A 21,645-nucleotide genomic window follows, 5' to 3' on the forward strand; every position below is an offset into this window, starting at 1 on the left:
GCCTAGAGCGTGCGCAGCCATTGGCGGAAGCGGTCCAGGCCGGGGCTCGGCGTCGGTGACGGCAGGGTGCGGAGCAGCTCGTCGTCGGTGGCCGGGCGGGCGTCGAGGGCCGCCTGGCGCAGCAGCTTCGCGTCCACCCGCAGGCCGCCGAGCACCTGGACGGTCACCGTGTCGCGGCGCATCGCGTAGCCATGGGTGTCCTCTTTGCGGACGTACGTGAGGCCGGGGCCGGCGGTGGTGCACTTCTTGGCGAGGAAGCAGACGTCGTCACCGTCGACGTAGCTCGCGTACATCGTGATGCGGACGGTCTGCGCGCCGTTGCCGGTGTGGTCGGCGGGCGTGTAGATCAGGCCCGTCGGGATGCCCGTGAGCTGTGGGGTGTATCCCGGGATCTTCGCCGCGTAGTAGTCGCCGGTCTGCTCCTGGTCGCCCAGCTCGCGGGCGGTGGCCGGGCGCAGGGTCCGGGCGGCCGACCGGAGCAGGGCGTGGTCGACGGCCGCGCTCCCCACCACCGCGACGTACCGGCGCCCCACTCGCACCTGGTAGCCGTGTTCCACCGGGCCTTGCCGGTAGACCAGGCCGCCGGGCTCGGCCGTGCACGACTCGACCGGCAGATGGGCGTCCAGCGCGGTGGGTTGTCCGCATCTGTCCTCGCCCACCATGAGCCGGTCGTACGCGGCGATCGTGATGTACCGGTCGGGCGGGACGGAGGCCGGGTCCGCGGGCATGAAGCCGGAGGCGCCCAGCCCGTCGCCGTAGGCGTTGCCGTCGGGGCGGTAGCCGGGGATGGCGACCACGTACGCGGTCTTGCGGGAGAGGTTGCCGGCACTCAGCCGCGTCTCCAGGTCGTCCGGCGCGTCCTGGCGCAGCACGGCCACACCGGCCGCCAGGAGGGCCAGGATCAGCCCGAGTGCGACCGCCCGGTAGCGCCACCCGCGGACGAACACCCCGGCCACCAGGGCGTGCGGGACCCCGCCGAGCAGGAACGTCAGCAGCGCGTCGCGGCTCACGCCGAGGCCGGCGATGTCGGTCACCCTCCAGCCGAGTAGCCATCCGGCGGTCCCCAGGCCCAGGACCAGCAGCGCCCACAGCAGCCGGCCGCCGAGGGTGGTGCCGAGGACCGACACGTCACGGGTGGCCTTGATCACGAAGACCAGGTAGCCGAGGATGGCCGCCACGGCCAGTGCCGCGGCGACGAGGGGCATGGTCTCGTTGACGGCGAACAGCAGGATCATCAGGACCATCCCCGCCGCCGGCAGGATGAGCGATCCCACCGTCCAGGCCGCGGCGAGATGGGCCAGGACCCGCACCGGCTTCGGCACGGTCGGCCCGGTAGCCCCGGGCGGTCGGTCGTTCTCGGTCTCCGCGCGCACGCCGCTCTCCGTTCTTCGCGTCAGCCAATGTGTTGGATGAACGCCGGGCGGCGGGGGTTCGGCGGGCCGGGTCAACGTTCGAGGGTGGTCTTGAGGTGGCGGTTGCGGACGTTGATGAGGTGGGTCATGTGGCGGCGGAGGACCAACCGGTCGATCAGGCGGCCCAGGAGACCGGCGGGGGCGGAGAGGTCCACGATGTCGGTCATGAGGGTGGCGCCCGCATGCGGGGCCGCGTCGAAGCGGTGTTCGTGGCGCCAGTGGCGGAACGGGCCGGACACCTGCTCGTCCACGAAGTACGCGGGCCGCTCCCACGCGCTGATCGTCGAGGTCATCCGCCAGGTGAGCCCGAAGTGCCTGGCCTGCCAGGTGACCTCGTCGCCGAGGCCGAGCAGGCCCGTGGTGACGCCCGCGACGGCGCGTGGTGGAGGTCGTCGGGTCAGTGGGCGCAGCCGGCGTACTCGTCGAGGCGGCGGAGCATGGCGGCCAGCATGAGCGGGAACATCGCGACGTGCGCGACGACCATCAGGACGCCGCCGTCGATGACGCCGAGCCACAGCAGCGGATACAGCGGCACGACCGGGACGAACATCGCCGCGCACATCTCCAGCGTCGGTGGCCAGCGGTGGCCGCGGAAGCGCATCCACGCGGCCATGCCCACCGACATGTCGACGGCCATGATCAGGTACGCGAGCTCCGGCGACTCCTCGTGGGAGACGGACAGGCCGACGGCCGACTGGAGGGCGCCGAGCACGAACATGCCGGCGAACATGGCGAGGATCATCTCCACGTAGTGGAGGGCGAACTTCGACCAGCGACGTCCGGTGATGGAAGGCGGTGTCATGCTTCCGACTGTGGCCGGGCGGGGGCGGCATAAGGGAAGGGCAAGGTGGTACATGTCCGGAAAGTTGGGTTGTCTGTCTGCCCTACTACAGTCGTGCCCATGGAGTACCGGCGGGTCGTGGTCGTCGCCTACGAGGCGGCCGAGCTGCTCGACATCGCGTGCGTCACCTCGACGCTGGAGAACGCCAACTGGCACGGAGCCTCACCGTACTACCAGGTGCGGATGGCCACTCCCGGAGGCCATCCCGTCACCACCGCCAGCGCGCTGGTGCTCCAGGGCCAGCTCGCGCTTGAGCGGATCACCGGGCCGCTCGACACGCTCATCGTCTCCGGCGGCACCGGCCACCTGGACGCCGCCGAGAACCCGCTGGTCGTCGGCCACGTCCGCAGGCTGGCGCGGGAGAGCAGGCGGGTCGCCTCGGTGTGCACCGGCGCGTACGTGCTGGCCGCCGCGGGGCTGCTCGACGGCAGGCGCGCCACCACCCACTGGCGGGAGGCGGCCGACCTGGCGGCCCGCCATCCGCGCGTCACCGTGGATCCCGCCCCGATCTACGTCCGCGACGGCGAGGTGGCCACGTCCGCCGGGGTCACCGCCGCGCTCGACCTCACGCTTGCCTTGGTCGAGGAGGACAACGGCGCCGAGCTGTCCAGGACGGTGGCCCGCGGCATGGTCACCTACCTGCAACGGCCGGGCAACCAGGCGCAGATGAGCATGTTCGTCAGCCCTCCGGCGCCGGCCGACAGCCTGGTCAGGCGGACCGTCGAGCACATCTCCGCCAACCTGGCCGCCGACCTCACCGCGGCCACGCTGGCCGCCGCGGCGGGCGTCAGCGAACGCCACCTGACCCGGCTGTTCCTCAGGCATCTGAAGCAGACGCCGGGCAGGTTCGTGCGGCAGGCCCGTACCGAGGGGGCGGCGCATTTGCTGGTCTCGACCTCGCTGCCCATGTCCGCGATCGCCGTACGCTGCGGTTTCGGTACGGCCGAGACGTTGCGCCAGGCGTTCGTGGACCGGTACGGCATTCCGCCGTCCCGGTATCGGCTGACTCAGTCGTCCGCGACCGGTTGATTGCCTTTTGTCCGGCCCGAAAGGAGTAATTCGGGCTAGTGTGACTGACTTGGGCATTTTCCCGAGCATGAAGGTGATCATCAGATGCGAAAGACGATCGCGCTGACCGGGGCGGCCGTCGTCCTGTCGGGGTGCGGCATGCTGCCCGGCGCGCAGTCGCGGACGGCCGCGCAGGAGACGGCGGCGACCACCGCTCCCGCCGCCACCACCTCCTCTGCCTCACCGCCGCAGAGCGCGCCGCCGCAGCAGGACGAGGTCATCGCCACCCGCGAGGCCAAGGTCGGCTCGGGCGGCCAGCACGGCAAGGCCCGCGTCGACATCACCGCGCTCAAGCGCCAGGGCAGGACCGTCACACTCAACTGGACGATCACCGCCACCGAAGGCAAGGTCAACGTGCACAACGGCCTCGGCACCGGCACACTCGACTACACGGTCGCCAACGTCTCCCTGATCGACCCGGTGAACGCCAAGCGCTACCGCGTCGCCCGCAACGGCACCGGCCCGGACGCCACGTGCGTGTGCTCCGGCACCCAGGGCCAGTTCCTGGAGAGCGGGCAGGCCAGCACGCTCTACGCGGTCTTCGCCGCGCCGCCGCCGGAGGTCACCAAGGTCAACGTCGAGATGCCGATGCTGGGCGTGCTCACCGATGTTCCGCTCTCTTAGCCTCGCGCTGGCCCTCGTTCTGACGCCGGCGCCGTCCCCGGTCCAGGTCCCGCCCGACGCCATCGGCCCGGTCGAGGACCTGGTGCTGCCGGTCGAGGACATCGTCGGCGAGGTCGAGTCCATGGACGGCGCCGAGAGCGAGACCAAGCAGGGCCGCCAGGTGACGGTCGCGCTCACCAGCGACGTGCTGTTCGCGCTGGACAAGTGGCGGCTCACACCCAAGGCCAGGAAGCGGCTGGTGGACGTGGCCGCCAAGGTCGAGGCGGAGGGCGCGGGCGGCGTCGTCAGGATCGGCGGGCACACCGACGACCAGGGGAGCGACGCGTACAACCTGGTGTTGTCGCGGCGGCGCGCGCAGGCCGTGCGCGCGGCCCTCGCGCCGCTGCTCGGCGGCGGGAACGTCACCCTCCAGGCCGCCGGCTACGGCGAGACGCGGCCCAAGCTGCCCAACCTGGTCGAGGGCAGGCCGGTGGAACGGAACCGGGCGAAGAACCGCCGCGTGGAGATCGTCTTCACGGCCAAACAGTGACGGGCGCGGTCGGGCGGGTGTCACTCGGCCTTGAGTTCGCCGAGCGTCACCGTGACGGTCTGGGTGCCGCCGTTGGCGCGCAGGATCTCCACCTTGACCTGGTCGCCGGGTTTGTAGGCGCTGACCTCCTCCGCCAGCGCGGCCATGGTCGCGGTCTTCTTGCCGTTGATCGAGAGGATCACGTCGCCGGACCGGATCCCGGCCTTCTCCGCGCCGCCGCCCTTCTCCACGCTGGCCACGCCCACGCCGCTCGGCTGCCCGGTGGCGCCGATGACCGTGCTGCCGCGGATGCCGAGCGCGGCCCGGTGGCTGTTGGTGACCTTGCCGCTCTTGACGATCTGGGCCGCGATGTCGGTGGCCGTGTTGCTCGGGATCGCGAACCCGATGCCGGGTGCGGCCCCGCCGCCGAGCTGGGGGTCGGTGGCGGCGAGCGTCGGGATGCCGATGACCTCGCCGGCCAGGTTCACCAGCGCGCCGCCGCTGTTGCCGGGGTTGATCGCGGCGGAGGTCTGGATCGCGCCGCTGATGGTGGCTCCCGGCGATTCGGGGTTCTGGGGCTCGCTGACGGTACGGCCGAGCGCCGAGACGATGCCGTTCGTGACGCTGCCCGACAGGCCCAGCGGGTTGCCCATGGCCAGGACGATCTGGCCGACCCGCAGCTTGCTAGAGTCGCCGAACCTGGCCGGACGCAGGCCGTCGGGCTGCTCCACCTTGATCACGGCCAGGTCGCCGGCGCCGAACGCCTTGACCAGCTTGGCCGGGCGGGGTGCGCCGCCGGTGGCGATCGTGACGTTCATCTCGGTCGCCTCGCCGACCACGTGCGCGTTCGTGACGATGTGACCCGCCGTGTCGTACACGATGCCGGAGCCGAGGCCCACCTTGGTGTTGATCTGCACGATCGACGGCAGGACGTCCGTGATGACCCGTTCGTACGCGCTCTCCAGCGACTCCGGCCCGCTCCCCGGCGCCGCTGCCGAGGTGGGCGACGGCGAGCCCGGCATGGTCGTGGCCGGCGAGACCGTGGACGTCGAAGTGGACGAGGACGGCCCGCAGGCGGTGAGCAGTGCGACGGCGGCCAGCCCCGCCACGATCTCCCTCATGGGGAGGTCTCTGCCCAGCTCAGCAGGAAAGATACGCCTCCCGGACGTCGCGTCTGCTCAGCTTGCCGGTCGGGGTGCGCGGCAGCGACTCCCGGTACTCGATCACCCGGGGGTGCTTCAACCGGGCCAGCCGGGGCGCGCAGTGCCGCAGCAGTTCGGCGGTCAGCGCCTCGCCGCCCGCCACGCCCGGTGCGGGCTGGACCAGCGCCACGACCTTGTGCCCCCACTCGGGATCGGGCACGCCGATCACCGCGACGTCGGCGACCGACGGGTGTTCGAGCAGCGCGGCCTCGATCTCGGCGGGGTAGATGTTGACGCCGCCCGAGATGATCAGGTCGGTCCTGCGGTCCAGCAGGAACAGGTAGCCGTCGGCGTCGAGGTAGCCGATGTCACCCGGGGTGTAGGCGGCGCCGCGCATGGCCGAGGCGGTCTTGCCGGGGTCGCCGTGGTACTCGAAGCGGTTGATGCCGCCGATGTAGACCGTCCCGGGCTCGCCGGGGGGCATCTCGTCGCCGTCGTCGCCGATGATCGTGAAGGCCATCCCGTCGAGGGCCCTGCCCACCGTGCCCGGCCTCTCCAGCCACTCCCGGGACGACACCATGGTCGCCACCGCCGCCTCCGTCGAGCCGTAGTACTCCCACAGGACGGGGCCGAGCCAGTCGATCATGGCCTGCTTGGTTGCGGGCGGGCAGGGGGCGGCGCCGTGATAGAGGTGGGTGAGGGAGGACAGGTCGTACCTGTCCCGGTCCGGCACGGCGAGCAGCCGGTGGAACATCGTGGGCACCATGAACGCGTTCGTCACCCGGTGCCGTTCGATCAGCTTCAGCGCCTCGGTCGCGTCGAACCGTTCGGGGGCCACGATCGTGTGGCCGAACTGCAGCGCCATCATCGCCTGGCCGTACGGGGCCGAGTGGTAGAGCTGCGAGCACACCAGGTGCACGCCGTCGGACGGCAGGCCGAAGTGACGCCAGCTCTTGCGCATCAGGATGGGGTAGAGGTCCTCGGGCGTCAGGTCGAGCAGGCGGCGGCGCACGCCCTTGGGACGGCCCGTGGTGCCGGAGGTGTAGAGCATCATCGAGCCGGCCCGGCGGTGCCCGGGGGCGGTGTCCGGCCAGCCGTCGATCAGGTCGGCGACCGTGAGCGCCTCGGGGGAGACGACGACGTCGGCCGCGCAGTCGGCGATGACGTAGTCGATCTCCTCGGCCGTGAAGTGCCAGTTGACCGGTACCAGGTAGGCGCCGATCTGGTAGGTCGCCAGCATCATGGTGAGGGCGTCGAGCCCGTTCTTCAGCACGGTCACCACGGCGCCGCCCGGCCGGACGCCGCGCGCGACCAGGCCGTGGGAGGCGCGGTTGGCGCGGCCCAGCAGTTCGCCGTAGGTCGCTTCCTCGTCGCCTAGCAGGGCGGGACGGTCTGGATCGGCGGCTGCGATCTCGTAGAAACCCCTCATGTTCGCAGACCATACAGAATTAGATTCTGCTGGGGGAATAGAGGAATTATCCTCCTCTGTGGTGACGTAACCTCAAGGCCATGGCGGACGTCGGCGACGAGAGATCAGCACAGGACACCCAACCTTTCCGCAAGGTCGTCGTGCCGCCTGCCGAGCAGACCGTCAAGATCCCGCGCCCGCCTCGGCCGGGGGCGTCCCAGCCGGTCGGGTCCGCTCCGCAGCCGCCGTCCGGCCCCCAGGCTCCCCGCCCCTCCCCTCCCGGCTCCCGGCCCGGCCCGCCGCCCGCCCCGCAGTCCGCTCAGTCGCCCGCACCATCGCCCGCCCCGGCGCCCGCTCGGTCGCCCGCGCATCCGTCTGGTCAGCCGCCGTCGGGGCCGCAGTCGCGCCCGCATCCGGGGCCGCCGTCCGGCCCGCAAGGGCGCCCACCGTCCGGCCTGCAGGTGCGCCCGCAGCCTCCCTCCGGGCCGCAGCCCCTCTCCGGGCCGCAGGCTTCCTCCGGTCGGCGGCCTTCCGGCCCGCAGCCTTCTTCCGGTCCGCAGGCGGGCCCGGCCGGTCCGCCGGGTTCCCTCGGCCCGCTCGGCCGCCCGCCGCAGCCGCCGCAGGGCGGGAACCCGCAGCTTCAGGGCGGGAATCCGCAGCTTCAGGGTGGGGGACGGCAGGGGCAGGGGAGGGCGGCGGGGCATCAGCCTGTGCAGGTGTGGCCGCCGGGAGCGCCCGGATCACCCGAGCCGGGCCCGGGCGGACCTGTGACGCCGGTCGTCACCAAGCCGCACAAGCGCGGCATCGGGGACATCCCCATCCGCGTGGTGTACCTGGCGGGCGCGATCCTCGTCACCGTCGTGGCGGTGCTGCTGGTGTTCGTCGTGTTCTCCGGCGACGTGCCCACGCGCGTCGACTCCACCGGGACGCCGGTCTCCGTCGCCCCCGTACCGGCCGCGACCGCCACCCCGACCGCCTCGCCGACGCCCAGCGAGACGCCGGTCGTCCTCCCGGCGGTGCCCGAGAGCAAGGCGTTCGCCACGTTGCCGGGAAAGGCGTCCGTGGTCAGCGGGATCATCTCCGACCGGACGTCCGGCATCAGCTACCCGCGCCTGGCCGCGCCCTGGGACGCCAAGTCGTTCGCGCCGTTCACCGTCGCCCAGCGCATCGGCAAGGTCGCGGTGCCGCACACCGTGATCGCCTCGGCCATGTTCCCCGGCGACGCCCCCGAGAAGAAGCCCTCCAAGGACGCCGACTACCGCGAGATGGCCACCCGCGCGGCCCGCTGGACCCTGCGTACGCAGTACCCGGCGGGCGCCACGCTGACCTCCTGGACCGGGTCCAGGAAGGTGCCGGTCGGCAAGGGCTGGTCGCTGGGCTACAAGGTCACGTACGTCTCGGGCGGCAAGACCGAGACCGCCCAGGCCATGGTGACGATCGTCGAGGTCGGCAAGACGAAGCCGGCGATGCTGATGGCCTCGATCCCCGAGAAGAACAAGGCGCGATGGCCTGATTTGAACACACTCGTCCAGCAGGTGAAGCCCCTCTAGGCCAGAAGCATGCTCTAGAATATGGTTCTGGGCATCAGGCGTGGACTTTGACCTGGCTGGAGGATGAGCAATGGCGATCGGATTGAGCGAGGAGCACGAGGCGCTCCGTGACTCGGTGAGCGGCTGGGCCGACCGGAACATCCCCTCGGAGCTGCTGCGATCCGGGTCGGACGGGCGTCCGCCGTTCTGGCCGGGCCTGGCCGAGCAGGGGCTGCTCGGCCTGCACCTGCCCGAGGAGTCCGGCGGCTCGGGCTATGGGCTGCTGGAGGCGGCCGTCGCCGTCGAGGCGCTGGCCGAGAAGCTGGCCCCCGGCCCGTACGTGCCGACCGTGCTGGCGAGTGCGGTCATCCACGCCAGCAAGCGGCACGACCTGCTCGAAGCCCTCGCCGACGGGACGCTGACGGGCGCCGTCGCGCTGTCCGGCTCGCTCACCGGGGCCCGCGCCGACGACGGCTCGCTGGTCGTCTCCGGCACGGCCGACCCGGTGCTCGCCGGCTCGCTGGCCGACGTGCTGGTGCTGCCGGTGACCACGTCCGAGGGCGAGGAGTGGATCGCCGTCGACGCCGCCGCCGTCACCGTCACGCCGGTCGAGTCGCTCGACCTGACCCGTCCGGTGGCCAAGGTGGAGCTGTCGGAGGTGAGCGTGCCCGCCGAGCGGGTGCTCGACGGCGTGGAGAGCCCCGACGTGCTCAACCTGGCCGCGATCCTGCTCGGCGCGGAGGCCGCCGGGCTGGCCTCCTGGTGCGTCACGGCCGCCGCCGCCTACGCCAAGGTACGCGAGCAGTTCGGCCGCCCGATCGGCCAGTTCCAGGGCATCAAGCACAAGATCTCCCGCATGCTCGTCGCCCTTGAGCAGGCCCGCGCCACCGTCTGGGACGCCACCAGGGCCGAGGGCCGCGAGCTGGAGTACGCCGCCGCCGTCGCCGGTGTGATGGCCCCCGACGCGGCCGTCCAGTGCGCCAAGGACGCGATCCAGACGTTCGGCGGCATCGGCTACACCTACGAGCACGACGTGCACCTGTACTACCGGCGCGCCCTCACGCTGCGCGCGCTGCTCGGCTCGTCGGCCGAGTGGGCCGCCTCCGTGACCGCGCTCGCCCTTCAGGGCGTCGGCCGCGAGATGGAGATCGACCTGCCCGAGGGCGCCGAGGAGCTGCGGGAGGGCATCCGCGCCGAGATCGCGGAGATCGCCCGGCTTGAGGGCCAGGAGCAGAAGCGGGCGCTGGCCGGGCGAGGCTTCGTCATGCCTCACCTGCCCAGGCCGTGGGGCCGCGCGGCCAAGCCGCTGGAGCAGGTGCTCATCGCCCAGGAGCTCAAGGCCGCCAAGGTCAGGCTGCCCGCGATGATCATCGGCGCCTGGGTGGTGCCGTCCATCGCCGTGTACGGCACGCCTGAGCAGCAGGAACGTTTCCTGCCCAAGACGCTCGCCGGCGAGATGATCTGGTGCCAGCTCTTCTCCGAGCCGGGCGCCGGGTCCGACCTGGCCTCGCTGCAGATGAAGGCGGAGAAGGTCGAGGGCGGCTGGCGGCTCAACGGCCAGAAGATCTGGACGTCGGTCGCCCACGTGGCCGAATGGGGCATCTGCATCGCCCGCAACTCCTCCGAGGGCACCAAGCACGAGGGCATCACGTACTTCCTGGTGGACATGAAGGCCCCCGGCGTCACGGTCAGGCCGCTCACCGAGATGACCGGCGAGAACCTGTTCAACGAGGTCTTCCTCGACGACGTCTTCGTCCCGGACGACCTGGTCGTGGGCGAGGTCGGCGACGGCTGGAAGGTCGCCCGCAACACGCTGTCCAACGAGCGCGTGTCGCTCTCGTCCGGGTCGGGCGGCACCGGCGCGTCCGTGCCCGACCTGCTCGGGCTGATCGGGCGGCTGGGCCGCGAGCTCACGCCGGCCGAGGAGCAGGAGGTGGCGGGGGTCGTGTGCGAGGGGCACTCGATCAACGCGCTGTCGCTGCGGGTCACGCTCAAGCAGCTCGCCGGGACCGAGCCGGGCGCCGACGCCTCCGTACGGAAGCTGCTGTCCACCTCGCACGCCCAGCACGTCTCCGAGACGGCCGTGAGCCTGCTCGGCGCCAAGGCCGTGGTGGCCGCCGACATGAAGCTCGGCGATGCCGGCTACTGGAACCGGGCGGTGCTCGCGACCAGGGCCATGACCATCTACGGCGGCACCACCGAGGTGCAGCTCAACATCATCGGCGAGCGCATGCTCGGCCTGCCCCGGGACCCCGAGCCGGGCAAGTAACACATGTGAGGTTTCGGCGGCTACTCTCCCTTGTGCCCGGACTGCCCGTCCCGGCGCGAGGGAGAGGCGGTGTCACGGTGCGCGAAGGCCGTGCGGGCCGCTGGGGGCCCGCGGCGCTGGGGCTCGGGCTGGCGGTGCTGGCGCTCGGACCGGCGCTGGCATGGGGGCTGGTGCTCCGGTACGACCTGCTCTTCGTGCCCGACCCGCCGCTCTGGCCCGACCGCGGCGGGTTCCCCCGGGCGGTGCCCAGCGACCTGGTCGTGGCGCTGCTGTCCAGGGCGCTGCCCGTGGAGATCGTGCAGAAGGCGGCCCTGGTCGCCGTCTTCGTGCTGGCCGCGAGCGGGGCGGCGGCGCTGGTGCCGGGGGAGCGCAGGCTCGCCCGGTTCGTGGCCGCCGCGTTCTACGCCTGGAACATCTACCTCGCCCAGCGGCTCATGCTCGGCCAGTGGGCCCTGCTCCTGGGCGTGGCCGGACTGCCGTGGGCGATCCGCGCGCTCACGCGGGACGACCCCGGCGACGGCGCGCGCGAGGCCCTCCCCCCGGCCTCTCGGTCGCGGGCGGGATTCGTGCGATGCGGGCGGCTGGCGGCGGCGTTGCTGCCCGCCGCGGTCGGCGGGTTCCAGGCGATGCTGGTCTCCTGGCTGACCCTGATGCCGATCGCCGTCGCCCGGCGCAGGGTGCCGGTCGCCGCCGGGGTGCTGGTGGCGTTCAGCCTGCCGTGGGCGGTGCCCGCGCTCGGCTCGGGCGCGGTGACGGACCCGGCGGGGGTGGACGCGTTCGCGGCCCGCGCCGACGGGCCCTTCGGCGTGCTGGGCAGCCTGCTCTCGCTCGGCGGCATCTGGAACGCCGAGGCCGGGCTGCCGGGCCAGGAGTCGTGGTGGACGGCGACTGCCCGCCTCCTCCTGGTCCTCGCCGGTCTGTACGGCTACGCCCGCCTCCGCTCGGCCCCCGTACGGCCCGCGTGGTGGGGCGGACTGGCGGTGGCGGCGGCGGCCGGGTTCTGCGTCGCGGGGCTGGGTGCGTTCCAGGCCGGGCGGGAGGCGCTCAAGTGGCTCATCGCCCTGTGGCCCGGATTCGGTCCGCTGCGCGACGGCCAGGTCTACCTGGCTCCGCTGGCCCTGCTGACGGCGGTCGGCCTGGCCTCGGTCCTGCGGTCGGGCGCGCTCGCGCTGGTCGGGGTGCTGGCCCCGGTGCTGGCGCTGCCGACGTTCGCGCTGGGGGCGTTCGGCCGGCTGGAGGCGGTGACGTACCCGGCGGAATGGACGGCGGTCCGGCGGATCGTGGACGGCGACCCGGCGCCGGGAGCCCTGGTGTCGCTGCCCTGGGGCGCCCACCGGGCCTTCGCCTGGAACGGCGGGCGGGTGGTGCTCGACCCCGCGACCAAGCTGTTCAGGCGCCGGGTGCTCTGGGACGACACGCTGCTCGTCGGGCTGCCCGGCGGCGGCCGGCTGCGGGTGCGCGGCGAGGACCCGCTGAACCGCCGTGCCGGCGACCTGCTGGCCGCCCACGCCTACGGCGAGCTGCCTGCCAGATACCTCCTCATGGCCGCGGTCGAGAACGGGTTCCCGTCCGCGCCGCCCGGGTGGAGAACGGTCTTCGACGGCGAAGAGCTGCGCTTGCTGCGGCATTGACCGGCTGTTTCATGATGTACCGGAGGGTAACTTGCTTTATCACGGTTTGACCAATGTTATGGATTCAAGACGAAACACGTTCTAGTCTCGGCACACCGCGTCACCGGAAGGAAGGGAGTGCTTCGTGTTGCGACTTCTCGTGGCCCTGGCAATAGGAGCCCTGCTGGCGGTCGGAGCCTCGGTCGCGGTGGTCAACGTGGCCTCACCCTCGCTCACCCCACCCAACCAGCCGCTCTACAACTACGGCACCAGGTGATCCATCCCGCTTGACGCGGGGCCATGCACAGCGAGCACGGAGTGTGGCTCCGCCATGCCCGCATGCCGGCCGACGAGGAGTGACGGTGGTCTTTACCGGTGAGCGCAAGGCGGACCCGGCACGGCTGGCCGAGCCGCGTACGAGCGACAGGACGGCGGACGAGCGGCCACTCGCGGGCGTCCGCGTGGCGATGCTCAACTTCCGCGAGCCCCGGCAGTCCACGGCCGGCGGCGCCGAGGAGTACGCCTGGCAGGTCAGCCGGTTCCTGCTGACCCAGGGAGCCTCGGTCGTGTTCGTGACCGGCCGCCAGCGCGGGCAGCGCCGCGCCGAGGTGCTCGACGGGGTCGAGCTGCGCAGGATGGGCAACCCGTACCTGGTCTACCTGCTGGTCCCGCTCTGGCTGCTGGTCCACCGGCGGCGCGTGGACGTCGTCATCGACACCATGAACGGCATTCCCTTCTTCTCCCCGCTCGTCGTCCGCCGCCGCACGCCCGTGATCAGCCTCGTGCACCACGTCCACGACCGGCAGTTCCACGCCTTCCTGCCCGCCTGGCTGGCCCGGATCGGCTGCTTCGTGGAGGGCGAGGTGGCCCGGCTGGTCTACCGGCGCTGCCTGACGATCACCGTCTCGGAGTCGTCGAGGCGCGACCTGGCCGACAAGCTGCGCTGGCTCGCGCCGGTCACCGTCGTGCCCAACGGCTGCGCCCAGCCCGCGCGGACCGAGCCGCCGGACGTGGCCGGCGACCCCGCCCTCGTGTACGCCGGCCGCCTGATCGGCCACAAGCGCATCGAGCGCGTCGTGGACCTGGCCGCCGAGCTCGGCGACGCCTGGCCGGGCCTGCGGGTGCACGTCGTCGGCCGCGGCCCCGAACGCGACGCCCTGGCCGCCCGGGTCGCCGACCAGGGCCTGGACGGACGCGTCGAGCTGCACGGCTTCCTGCCGGAACCGCGCAAGAACGCCCTGCTGGCCGCGGCGAGGCTCAACGTGACGGCCTCGGAGTTCGAAGGCTGGGGCCTGACCGTGATCGAGGCCGCCGCGCTCGGCGTGCCCACCGTGGCCTACGACGTGGCCGGGCTGCGCGACTCCGTGCGGGACGGCGTCACCGGGTGGCTCGTACGGGACGGGGAGAGCCTGGCCGAGGTGACCGGCCGCGCGCTGGAGGAGCTGGCCGACCCGCGGCGGCGGGCGGAGGTGGCCGCGGCCTGCCGCGCCTGGGCCAGGGAATTTACGTGGGCCCGAACTGGGGCTAGCATGACCGGACTTGTCCTGGCGAAACTCCAAGATTGCGGCGGAGCCCCTCAGTGACCCAAGCCTCGCCTGGACCCCCGGGGGAACGCGGGGACTCCATCGTCGAGAGCGCCGTCGAAAGCTACGAGGCACGGATCAGGCACAGGTTGCGGCTGCTCGCCGCCTGCCTCCTGCTCAGCGCCATCGCGTTCAACACCTCGACCGAGAAGATCATCCCCGAGACGAAGCTCGACATGGCGGTCAACCCGCTGGGCTTCCTCGGCCGGGCGCTGCACCTGTGGGACGGCGCCTACTTCGGCCACCTGCAGAACCAGGCGTACGGCTACCTGTTCCCGATGGGCCCGTTCTACGCGATCTTCCTCAAGCTGGGCATGGAGTCGTGGACCGTCCAGCGGTTGTGGATGTCGCTCGTGTTGTGCGCCGCCTTCCTCGGCGTCGTCCAGCTCGCCCGCGCGCTCGGCGTCGGCGGTCCGCACACCCGCGTCCTGGCCGGATTCGTGTACGCGCTCGCGCCGCACGCCCAGGCGCTGATCGGCATCAACTCCTCGGAGTTCCTGCCCAGCGCCGTGTTGCCGTGGATCCTTCTCCCGCTGGTCAAGGGGGCCAAGGGCGAGCTGACGCCGCGCCGGTCGGCCGCGCTGTCGGCGTTCGCCTTCCTGTTCTGCGGCGGCGTGAACGCGGTGGCCGAGGCGGCCGTGCTCGTGGTGCCGATGGTGTACCTGCTGACCAGGCGCGGCGGGCCGGTCAAACGCCGCCTGATCGCCTGGTGGCTGCCGCTGGTCGCGCTGGCCTCGATGTGGTGGGCCGTGCCGCTGCTCACGCTCGGCGGCTACATCTTCTCGTTCCTGCCCTACATCGAGACCGCCACCGCGACGACCGGCGTGACGTCCCTGGTCAACGCCCTGCGCGGCACGTCGAGCTGGCTCAGCTTCCTGACCGTGGACGGCCAGACCTGGCTGCCCGACGCCCACCAGCAGTCCACGGTCCCGTGGCTGATCGTGGTCACCGCCGCCGTGGCCGCGCTCGGCCTGGCCGGGCTCACCCTGCGCCGGCTGCCCGAGCGGCCGTTCCTGCTGATCAGCCTGCTGTGCGGGATCGCCATCATCACCACCGGCCATCCGGGCACGCCGCACGAGCAGTTCATGGTCGGGCTGCTCGACGGCCCGCTGGCCGCCTTCCGCAACCTGCACAAGTTCGACGCGCTGATCCGGCTGCCCGTCGCGCTCGGCTTCGCGGGGCTGCTCTCCCTGGCGCGTCCGCGCCTGCGCACGCCCCTGACCGCGCTGGCCGCCGGGCTCGTGGCCCTGTCGGGCCTGCCCGTCCTGTACGCCGGCCTCGCCCCCGCCGGCGGCTTCACCGCCATCCCCGACTACTGGCGGCAGGCCATCACCTGGCTCAACCGCAACGCCGGCGACGGCATGGTGCTGGCCGTGCCGGGCGCCAAACGCGGGGAGTACCTCTGGGGCCGCCCCCTGGACGAGCCGCTGCAGGCGCTCTCGCAGGCCCGCTGGTCCACGCACACGATCGTGCCGTGGGGCTCGGCCGGCATCTCGCGGCTCATGGCCGCCGTGGACGACCGTCTGGCCACCGGCCAGGGCTCGCCGGGGCTGGCCGTCACGCTGCGCCGGATGGGGGTGTCGTACCTGGTCGTCAGGAACGACCTGGACCGGGCGACGATCGGCACGGCTTGGCCGGTCCGGGTGCACCAGGCGCTGGAGGACTCGCCCGGCGTCTCGCTCGTGGCCCAGATGGGACCGGGCGTCGGCATCGGCCAGTACGGCAGAGCCGCCGCCTGGCTGGACCAGCCCTACCCCGCCGTCGAGATCTACCGCGTGGCCGGGGCCGCGCCGCTGGTCGGCACCGTGGACGCCACCCGCCCGCTGCGCGTGGGCGGCGCGCCGGAGTCCGTGCTCTCCCTGGCCGAGCAGGGTCTCCTGGGCGACGACCGTCCCGTCCTGCTCAACGACGACGCGGGCGTGGTCAAGGTGCCCGCGCACGACACGATCCTGACCGACACGCTGCGCCGCAGGGAGGTGGCCTTCGCCGACCTGCGCCGCAACGCCAGCGCCACGCTCACGGCCGACGAGCCCCTGCGCGGCAGCTCGCCCTCCAACGACCTGCTCGACCCCGGCTGGGCGCGGTACGTGTCCACGGCGGGCCTCACCGGCGTCGCGGGCGTCACCGCCTCCAGCTCCGAGGCCGACGTCGGGGCCGCCCCCAACAGCCGCGAGCCCGCCCACCAGCCCTTCGCCGCCCTGGACGGCGACCGGCGCACGAGCTGGCGCTCCACCGGCTGGAACGGCGCGGTGGGCGAGTGGCTGGAGGTGACCTTCGCCGACCCGTTGACGATCCCCACGATCCAGGTGGCGTTCGAGAACTCGCCGATCGGCCCGCCGCCCAGCGAGGTCGTCGTGGAGACCGGCGCCGGCTCGCTGCGCCAGAAGGTGCGCGCGACCGCCGACCCGCAGGAGCTGGCCGTGCCGAAGGGCCCGGTCGAGCGGCTGCGCGTCAAGGTCGTCGCCACCGCCTACCAACCGGCCAACCGCCTGGGCGGCCGGGTCGGCATCACCGAGCTGACCATCCCCGGCGTCCAGCCCGGACGGTCGATCGTCGTGCCCGACCCGCGCGAGGACACCGGCGAGCCGGCCACGATCGCGCTGGCCAGGACCGGCGACGTGCCCGGCTGCGTCAGGGGCTCGGCCGCCTGGAGCTGCGCCAAGGGCCACGAGGTGCTGGGCGACGACGGCAACGGCTTCGACCGCACCTTCGTCACCGGCAAGGACGGCGCGTACGGCGTCTCGGGCCGCACCACGGTCACCGACCGCGCCACCGTCGAACGCCTCAGCACGCTGCCCGGCGACCCCCTGAGCGTGCGCGCCTCCTCCACCTCGGTGGACGGCGGCGCGGCGGGCGGGCGCTGGGCCTTCGACGGCGACCCGAAGACGGCCTGGTTCGCCGACCCGCTCGACCCCAGGCCCACGCTGACCGTCGAGCTGGCCCGCGAGACGAAGTTGTCGCAGCTCCGCGTCATCACGCCCGACTCCTACCTCGGCGCCCCTCCCGTCCGGGTGACGATCCGCGCGGAGGGCGGCGTGCGGCAGAGCTGGGTCGGCACGGACGGTCTCATCCGCTTCCCGGAGATGCGGGCCAAGAAGGTCGCGCTGGAGTTCGGGGCGTCGGGCGGACGGCCCATCGAGATCAGCGACGTGGCCTTCCCCGGCGTACGGCCGCTCGGCGCGCTGACCGGTTTCAAGCTCACGCTGCCCTGCGGCTTCGGGCCGACGCTCACCATCGACGGCAACGAGGTGCACACCGCCATCACCGGCGGCACCCTGCACGACGTGGTCACCGGCCGGCCGGTGACCTTCGAGACCTGCGAGCGGCTGCAGCTCGTGGCCGGTCCGACCAGGCTGTCGGTGCGGCCGGGCGAGTCGTACCGGGTCGAGTCGGCCGTCGTGCGGCACGAGCCGGGCAGCCCGGCCGCCGGGCCCACCGTCATGCGGCCGACGCCGGTCGGCAAGTGGGCGGCCGGTGAGCGGGTCGTCCAGGTCAGCGTCCAGGACGACTCCTACCTGGTGGTCAACGAGAACTTCAACGCCGGCTGGAAGGCCACGCTGGGGGCCGCGGCGCTCAAGCCGGTCCGGCTGGACGGCTGGCGGCAGGCGTGGTTCCTGCCCGCGTTCACCGCCGGGACGGTGACGCTCACGTACGAGCCGGACGAGCCGTACCGGGCGGGGCTCGCGGCGGGCGGGGCGCTGGCGCTGCTCGTCGCCGGGCTGGCCCTGGTGGGAAGGGGCAGGCCGGGACGCCACCTCGCGCCCGTCCTGGCCGCCCGGCCGCGCGTCCGGCACGTCGCGGTCTTCGCCGTGGCGCTCGGCTACTGGGTCGGCGGGCCGGCGGGCGCGGGCGTGGCCGGGGTGGCGTTCGTGCTGGGCGCCTGGTCGCGTCCGCTGCGCGAGGCCGAGCACCTGCGCGGGCGGCGGCGCTGGACCCTGCTGCTCGGGCCGCCCGGCGGGATCGCGCTCTACCTGGCCGTCACGGTCGCCACGGCGTTCGGCGCGGGCGGCCTGTGGACGCAACTGCTCTGCCTGCCGCTGCTCGGGCAGCTCATCGTCGAGGTGGCGGCCAGGCGGGCGCCGGTGAGGCAGACGACCGTACCGATCACCGTCGCCGCAGGCGGCCCGACCATGACGAGTGTTCCGTGACCGACACGATCAAGCCGCGTCCGGGGACCGTGATCACGGTTCCCGGCCCGGTGGCGCGGGCCGCCCGCCGGATCCGCCGCCACGGCGTCCTGCTGGCCGGGCTCGTGCTCATCGCCGTGGCGATGGCGGGCAAGGCGGCCGTCGTCCAGGAGGCGTACTTCAAGGAGGACGACTACGAGTTCGTGGCCAGGGCGATGGAGAGCGACCTGTCGTTCGACTACCTGACCCGGATCCATTTCGGCCAGTTCATGCCGGGCGGCTTCCTGCTGGCCTGGCTGGTCTCCCGGCTGCACCCCTTCGACTGGGGGTGGGCGGCCGGCACGGTGCTGGCGCTGCACGCCGTGGCCGCCCTCGGCGTGCTGCGCATGCTGCGGGTGGTCTTCGGCAGGCGGCCGGCGACGCTCGTGCCGCTGCTGGTCTTCCTCCTCGCGCCGGTCACCGTGCCCGCGCTCGCCTGGTGGGCGGCCGGGCTCAACACCGTCTTCCTCCAGGTCGCGCTGCCCATGGCGGTCGCCTCGCACTGGCATCACCTGCGCACGGGCAGGCTGCGGCACGCCGTGGCCGCGGCGCTGTGGGTGCTGGTCGGGCTGCTGGGCTTCGTCAAGGGGTTCGCGCTGCCGCTGCTGCTGTTCGCCCTCACCGCGATCTACCACGGCGGGCTGCGCGCCGCGCTGCGCCGCCACCTGGCCGCCTGGGGCATGTACCTCACCGTGCTGGTGGCCTTCGGCGCGCTCTACGTCCAGCGGTCGTCGGCGGCGCCGAACACCGGGGCGCTGCCGATCTTCGACCAGGCCCTCGGCTTCCTGTGGGAGCTGCTGGGCAGGACGTTCGCCACCACCGTGCTCGGCGGGCCGTGGCGGTGGTTCGCGGGCGGCGACTGGGGAGTGGCCTCGCCGCCGCTGCCGCTGGTGATCGCCTCCCTCGCCGTCCTCGCCGCGCTGGTGATGATCACCAGCCGGTACCGCAGGCGGGCCCTCCTGGCCTGGGCCACGCTGCTGGGCTACCTGCTCGTCGCGGACGCGCTGCCGGTGTTGTGGGGACGCGTCCACCTGCTGGGCTCGTTCGTCGGCACCGACACCCGGTACGTCGCCGACGCCGTCCCGCTGCTCGCGCTGGTCGTGGGCCTGGTGCTGCTGCCGCTGCGCGGCGAGGAGGAGCCGTACCGCGGGGCGCTGCCGGCGCGGGAGCGGGTGACGGGCGCGGCCGGCGCGATGCTCGGCCTGTTCGCGGGCGCGTCGCTGGTCACGGTGACGCTCTTCGCCGGGTACATGGGCGCCGAACGGCGGCACGACTACATCGAGACCGCCCGCGCCGAGCTGGCCAGGGCGGCCCCCGACAGCGTGATCTACGACCGGCTGGTGCCGACCGAGGTGCTGCCGAACTCGTACCGGACCTACAGCCTGACCTCGCGGGTGCTGGGCGCGATGGCCACGCCCGCGCTCAGGGCCAGGATGCAGGCGCCGCCCGCCGCGCTCGACGGCCTCGTCTTCGACGATCAGGGCCGCCTGCGGCCGGTGGACGTGCAGGGCATCCCGCTCGTGCCCACCACGCGCGACCGGTGCTGGCCGGTCACCGGCGGGACCGTCCAGGTGCCGCTGGACAACCGCGTCACCCGCGTCGAGGGCACCCTGGTCAGGCTGGGGTACGCGGCCCGCTCCGACACGACGGTCACCCTGTGGATGGGCGACCGCGCCACCGACGTGAAGCTGCGCGCGGGCTTCGGCAGGGTCTTCGTGCTCGCCGCTCCGGGGGCCGACCGGATCGTCGTGCACGACGTGCCGTCCGGCCTGTGCCTGGGCGACGTGACGCCAGGACAGGCGGTGCCCCGGCCGTGACCCCCCTGAGCCGCAGGAGCCTCGCGCCGGTGCTGGCCGGCGTGGGCGCCTTCCTGCTGACGCTCATCCCCCTGACCCGCCTGTACGTCTACGACCAGGTGCTCAAGGCCCCCCTCGAACAGCAGAGCATGACCAGGGCGACCGCCGCGTCGGCCACGTACGTGGACCCGGCGACCATGCGGCAGACGACCGGCGACCTGGTCCAGACCCGGTGGCTGATCGGCGACGTGCTGGCCGGCGACGACGACCGGGCGGTGTGGGGCGAGTCGGTCTCCCTGGCCACCCGCGACGGCCGCCGCCTGGACTACCACGAGCGCCGCCTGGCCTTCGACCGGCGTACCGGCGAGATCGTGAACTGCTGCGGCGAGTACCTGGACGAGGACGTCTCCGTCCGGCAGACCGGGCAGGCCTTCCGCTGGCCCTTCAACGCCGAACGCCGCGACTACCCGCTGTTCGACCTGCGCCTGCGCCGCCCGGTCACGGCCGCCTTCGACGGGGTCGAGCGGGTGCGCGGCGTCGAGACGTACCGCTACGTCCAGCGCACGCCGCGCCGGCTCGTGCCCGGGGAGACGCCGCCGCTGCCGCGCCACCTGCTCGGCCTGCCCGGCAAGGGCGACGTCGGCCTCGGCCGCTACGCCGAGATCCGGCGCACGTACTGGGTCGAACCGGTCAGCGGCCTGCCCGTCAGGACGCAGGAGGAGGTGACCGAGACGCTGGTCACCGCGGACGGCCGGGGCCGGCTGACCGCCCTCGACGCCGACCTCCGCACCTCGGAGTCGGACGTCGCCGCGTCCCTGGCGACGGCGGCGGCCTACCGGCGCTGGATCCTGCTGCTCGGCACGGTGGCGCCGATCGGCGGCGGCCTGCTCGGCGTGGGCTGCGTGGTGGCCGCCCTGTGGTTGTCGCGGCGGCGCTCACCTGCGGCGCAGGACGAGGAGCAGGTTCCAGGTGACCAGCTCGCGGATGCCAGGTAGGTGGACGACGTGCCTGGCCCAGCGTGGGTGGTACCGGGGGACCGCGTCGAGGATCTCCACGTCGCGCCGCCCGCGCGCCCAGGCCAGGGGCTTGGCCACGCCGATGGCGTACATGCTCTCGCCGTAGACGTTCTTGGGGGGCCTGCCGTGGGTGCGGGCGTAGCGGCGGGCGGCATAGTGGCCGCCGAGGTAGTGCCAGGGGGACGTCTCGTGGCCGCCCCAGGGCGAGAACCAGATCGTGTACGACAGGTACACCACGCCGCCCGGCCGGGTCACCCGGACCATCTCGGAGGCCATCCGCAGCGGGTCGGGGACGTGCTCCAGCACGTTGGAGGAGAAGCACACGTCCACCGAGCCGTCGGCGAGCGGCAGGTCGAGCGCGCTGCCGAGCACGGCGTCGCGGGGTGGGACGCCGTCGCGGAGGCGCATCTCACCGGCGTCGCAGTCGACGCACAGGGGACGCGCGCCGACCGCGCGCAGGGCGTCGGCGAAGTAGCCGGGGCCGCCGCCGATGTCGGCCACGGTCGCGCCGGCCAGGTCGGTGTAGGTCGCGAGCTGGGCCACCGTGTCCCTGGCCAGGGTGCCGTAGAAGAAGTCGGGGTCGCTCTGCTCCAGGCGGAAGGCGCGCAGCAAACGGACGGATCTGCCGAGATCCGCTCGGAACGGTTCGGTGTCCACGGCGCGGAGCTTACTG

General features: G+C 73.0%; 17 protein-coding genes. 11 read left to right on the forward strand and 6 right to left on the reverse strand.

What is annotated here, in order from left to right; all coding sequences use genetic code 11:
- Positions 1 to 2 precede the first annotated feature (2 nt).
- The 3 genes from ACIA8R_RS25115 to ACIA8R_RS25125 form a co-directional block, all read right to left on the reverse strand.
- Positions 3 to 1,373 carry a hypothetical protein gene (locus ACIA8R_RS25115; RefSeq protein WP_397040640.1) on the reverse strand — a complete coding sequence of 457 codons (1,371 nt, stop codon included), beginning with the start codon at positions 1,371 to 1,373 and terminating at the stop codon, positions 3 to 5.
- 71 nt (positions 1,374 to 1,444) lie between these two features.
- On the reverse strand, positions 1,445 to 1,705 hold the full coding sequence (locus tag ACIA8R_RS25120; RefSeq protein WP_397040641.1) for a hypothetical protein: 261 nt from the start codon (positions 1,703 to 1,705) through the stop codon (positions 1,445 to 1,447).
- Between the two features lie 104 nt (positions 1,706 to 1,809).
- The gene (locus tag ACIA8R_RS25125; RefSeq protein ID WP_397040643.1) at positions 1,810 to 2,214 is read right to left on the reverse strand and encodes a hypothetical protein; all 405 of its coding nucleotides are present in this window, start codon (positions 2,212 to 2,214) and stop codon (positions 1,810 to 1,812) included.
- Between the two features lie 99 nt (positions 2,215 to 2,313).
- Here ACIA8R_RS25125 and ACIA8R_RS25130 point away from each other — a divergent pair, with 99 nt between their 5' ends.
- From ACIA8R_RS25130 to ACIA8R_RS25140, 3 genes are all read left to right on the forward strand, one after another.
- Positions 2,314 to 3,282, forward strand: coding sequence for a GlxA family transcriptional regulator (locus tag ACIA8R_RS25130; protein ID WP_397040645.1), 969 nt, complete (start codon positions 2,314 to 2,316; stop codon positions 3,280 to 3,282).
- A gap of 84 nt (positions 3,283 to 3,366) precedes the next feature.
- Entirely contained in the window at positions 3,367 to 3,945 is a 579-nt protein-coding gene (locus tag ACIA8R_RS25135; protein WP_397040647.1) for a hypothetical protein, read from the forward strand.
- Positions 3,929 to 4,474 (forward strand): OmpA family protein, encoded by a 546-nt coding sequence (locus ACIA8R_RS25140; protein WP_364086489.1) that lies wholly within the window; start codon positions 3,929 to 3,931, stop codon positions 4,472 to 4,474. Before ACIA8R_RS25135 ends, ACIA8R_RS25140 begins: the two co-directional genes overlap by 17 nt.
- A 20-nt stretch (positions 4,475 to 4,494) precedes the next feature.
- Here the strand turns inward: ACIA8R_RS25140 and ACIA8R_RS25145 are convergent, their stop codons facing one another.
- Complete coding sequence (locus ACIA8R_RS25145) at positions 4,495 to 5,574, reverse strand: trypsin-like peptidase domain-containing protein (RefSeq protein WP_364086492.1); 1,080 nt, start codon at positions 5,572 to 5,574, stop codon at positions 4,495 to 4,497.
- Between the two features lie 19 nt (positions 5,575 to 5,593).
- Positions 5,594 to 7,024 (reverse strand): AMP-binding protein, encoded by a 1,431-nt coding sequence (locus tag ACIA8R_RS25150; RefSeq protein WP_397040649.1) that lies wholly within the window; start codon positions 7,022 to 7,024, stop codon positions 5,594 to 5,596.
- Positions 7,025 to 7,770: 746 nt separating this feature from the next.
- Here ACIA8R_RS25150 and ACIA8R_RS25155 point away from each other — a divergent pair.
- The 8 genes from ACIA8R_RS25155 (at position 7,771) to ACIA8R_RS25190 (ending at position 20,951) form a co-directional block, all read left to right on the forward strand.
- The gene (locus ACIA8R_RS25155; RefSeq protein WP_357702961.1) at positions 7,771 to 8,553 is read left to right on the forward strand and encodes a hypothetical protein; all 783 of its coding nucleotides are present in this window, start codon (positions 7,771 to 7,773) and stop codon (positions 8,551 to 8,553) included.
- Between the two features lie 70 nt (positions 8,554 to 8,623).
- Entirely contained in the window at positions 8,624 to 10,801 is a 2,178-nt protein-coding gene (locus tag ACIA8R_RS25160; RefSeq protein ID WP_357702959.1) for an acyl-CoA dehydrogenase, read from the forward strand.
- A 77-nt stretch (positions 10,802 to 10,878) separates the two neighbouring features.
- Positions 10,879 to 12,432 carry a hypothetical protein gene (locus ACIA8R_RS25165; RefSeq protein ID WP_397040651.1) on the forward strand — a complete coding sequence of 518 codons (1,554 nt, stop codon included), beginning with the start codon at positions 10,879 to 10,881 and terminating at the stop codon, positions 12,430 to 12,432.
- A gap of 124 nt (positions 12,433 to 12,556) precedes the next feature.
- Positions 12,557 to 12,688, forward strand: a complete 132-nt coding sequence (locus tag ACIA8R_RS25170; RefSeq protein WP_260477562.1) for a hypothetical protein — start codon at positions 12,557 to 12,559, stop codon at positions 12,686 to 12,688.
- 85 nt (positions 12,689 to 12,773) lie between these two features.
- Complete coding sequence (locus tag ACIA8R_RS25175; RefSeq protein ID WP_397040653.1) at positions 12,774 to 13,994, forward strand: glycosyltransferase family 4 protein; 1,221 nt, start codon at positions 12,774 to 12,776, stop codon at positions 13,992 to 13,994.
- Positions 13,991 to 18,142 (forward strand): alpha-(1->3)-arabinofuranosyltransferase family protein, encoded by a 4,152-nt coding sequence (locus tag ACIA8R_RS25180; protein WP_397040655.1) that lies wholly within the window; start codon positions 13,991 to 13,993, stop codon positions 18,140 to 18,142. Before ACIA8R_RS25175 ends, ACIA8R_RS25180 begins: the two co-directional genes overlap by 4 nt.
- Positions 18,139 to 19,977, forward strand: a complete 1,839-nt coding sequence (locus ACIA8R_RS25185) for a hypothetical protein (protein WP_397040656.1) — start codon at positions 18,139 to 18,141, stop codon at positions 19,975 to 19,977. Before ACIA8R_RS25180 ends, ACIA8R_RS25185 begins: the two co-directional genes overlap by 4 nt.
- Positions 19,974 to 20,951 (forward strand): DUF3068 domain-containing protein, encoded by a 978-nt coding sequence (locus ACIA8R_RS25190; RefSeq protein WP_364086506.1) that lies wholly within the window; start codon positions 19,974 to 19,976, stop codon positions 20,949 to 20,951. The genes ACIA8R_RS25185 and ACIA8R_RS25190 overlap by 4 nt, the downstream gene beginning before the upstream one ends.
- Here ACIA8R_RS25190 and ACIA8R_RS25195 read toward each other — a convergent pair.
- On the reverse strand, positions 20,892 to 21,629 hold the full coding sequence (locus ACIA8R_RS25195) for a methyltransferase domain-containing protein (protein ID WP_364086508.1): 738 nt from the start codon (positions 21,627 to 21,629) through the stop codon (positions 20,892 to 20,894). The genes ACIA8R_RS25190 and ACIA8R_RS25195 overlap by 60 nt on opposite strands.
- Between the last annotated feature and the right edge of the window lie 16 nt (positions 21,630 to 21,645).

The organism is Nonomuraea sp. NPDC051191 (assembly GCF_044455665.1).
Classification (GTDB): domain Bacteria; phylum Actinomycetota; class Actinomycetes; order Streptosporangiales; family Streptosporangiaceae; genus Nonomuraea.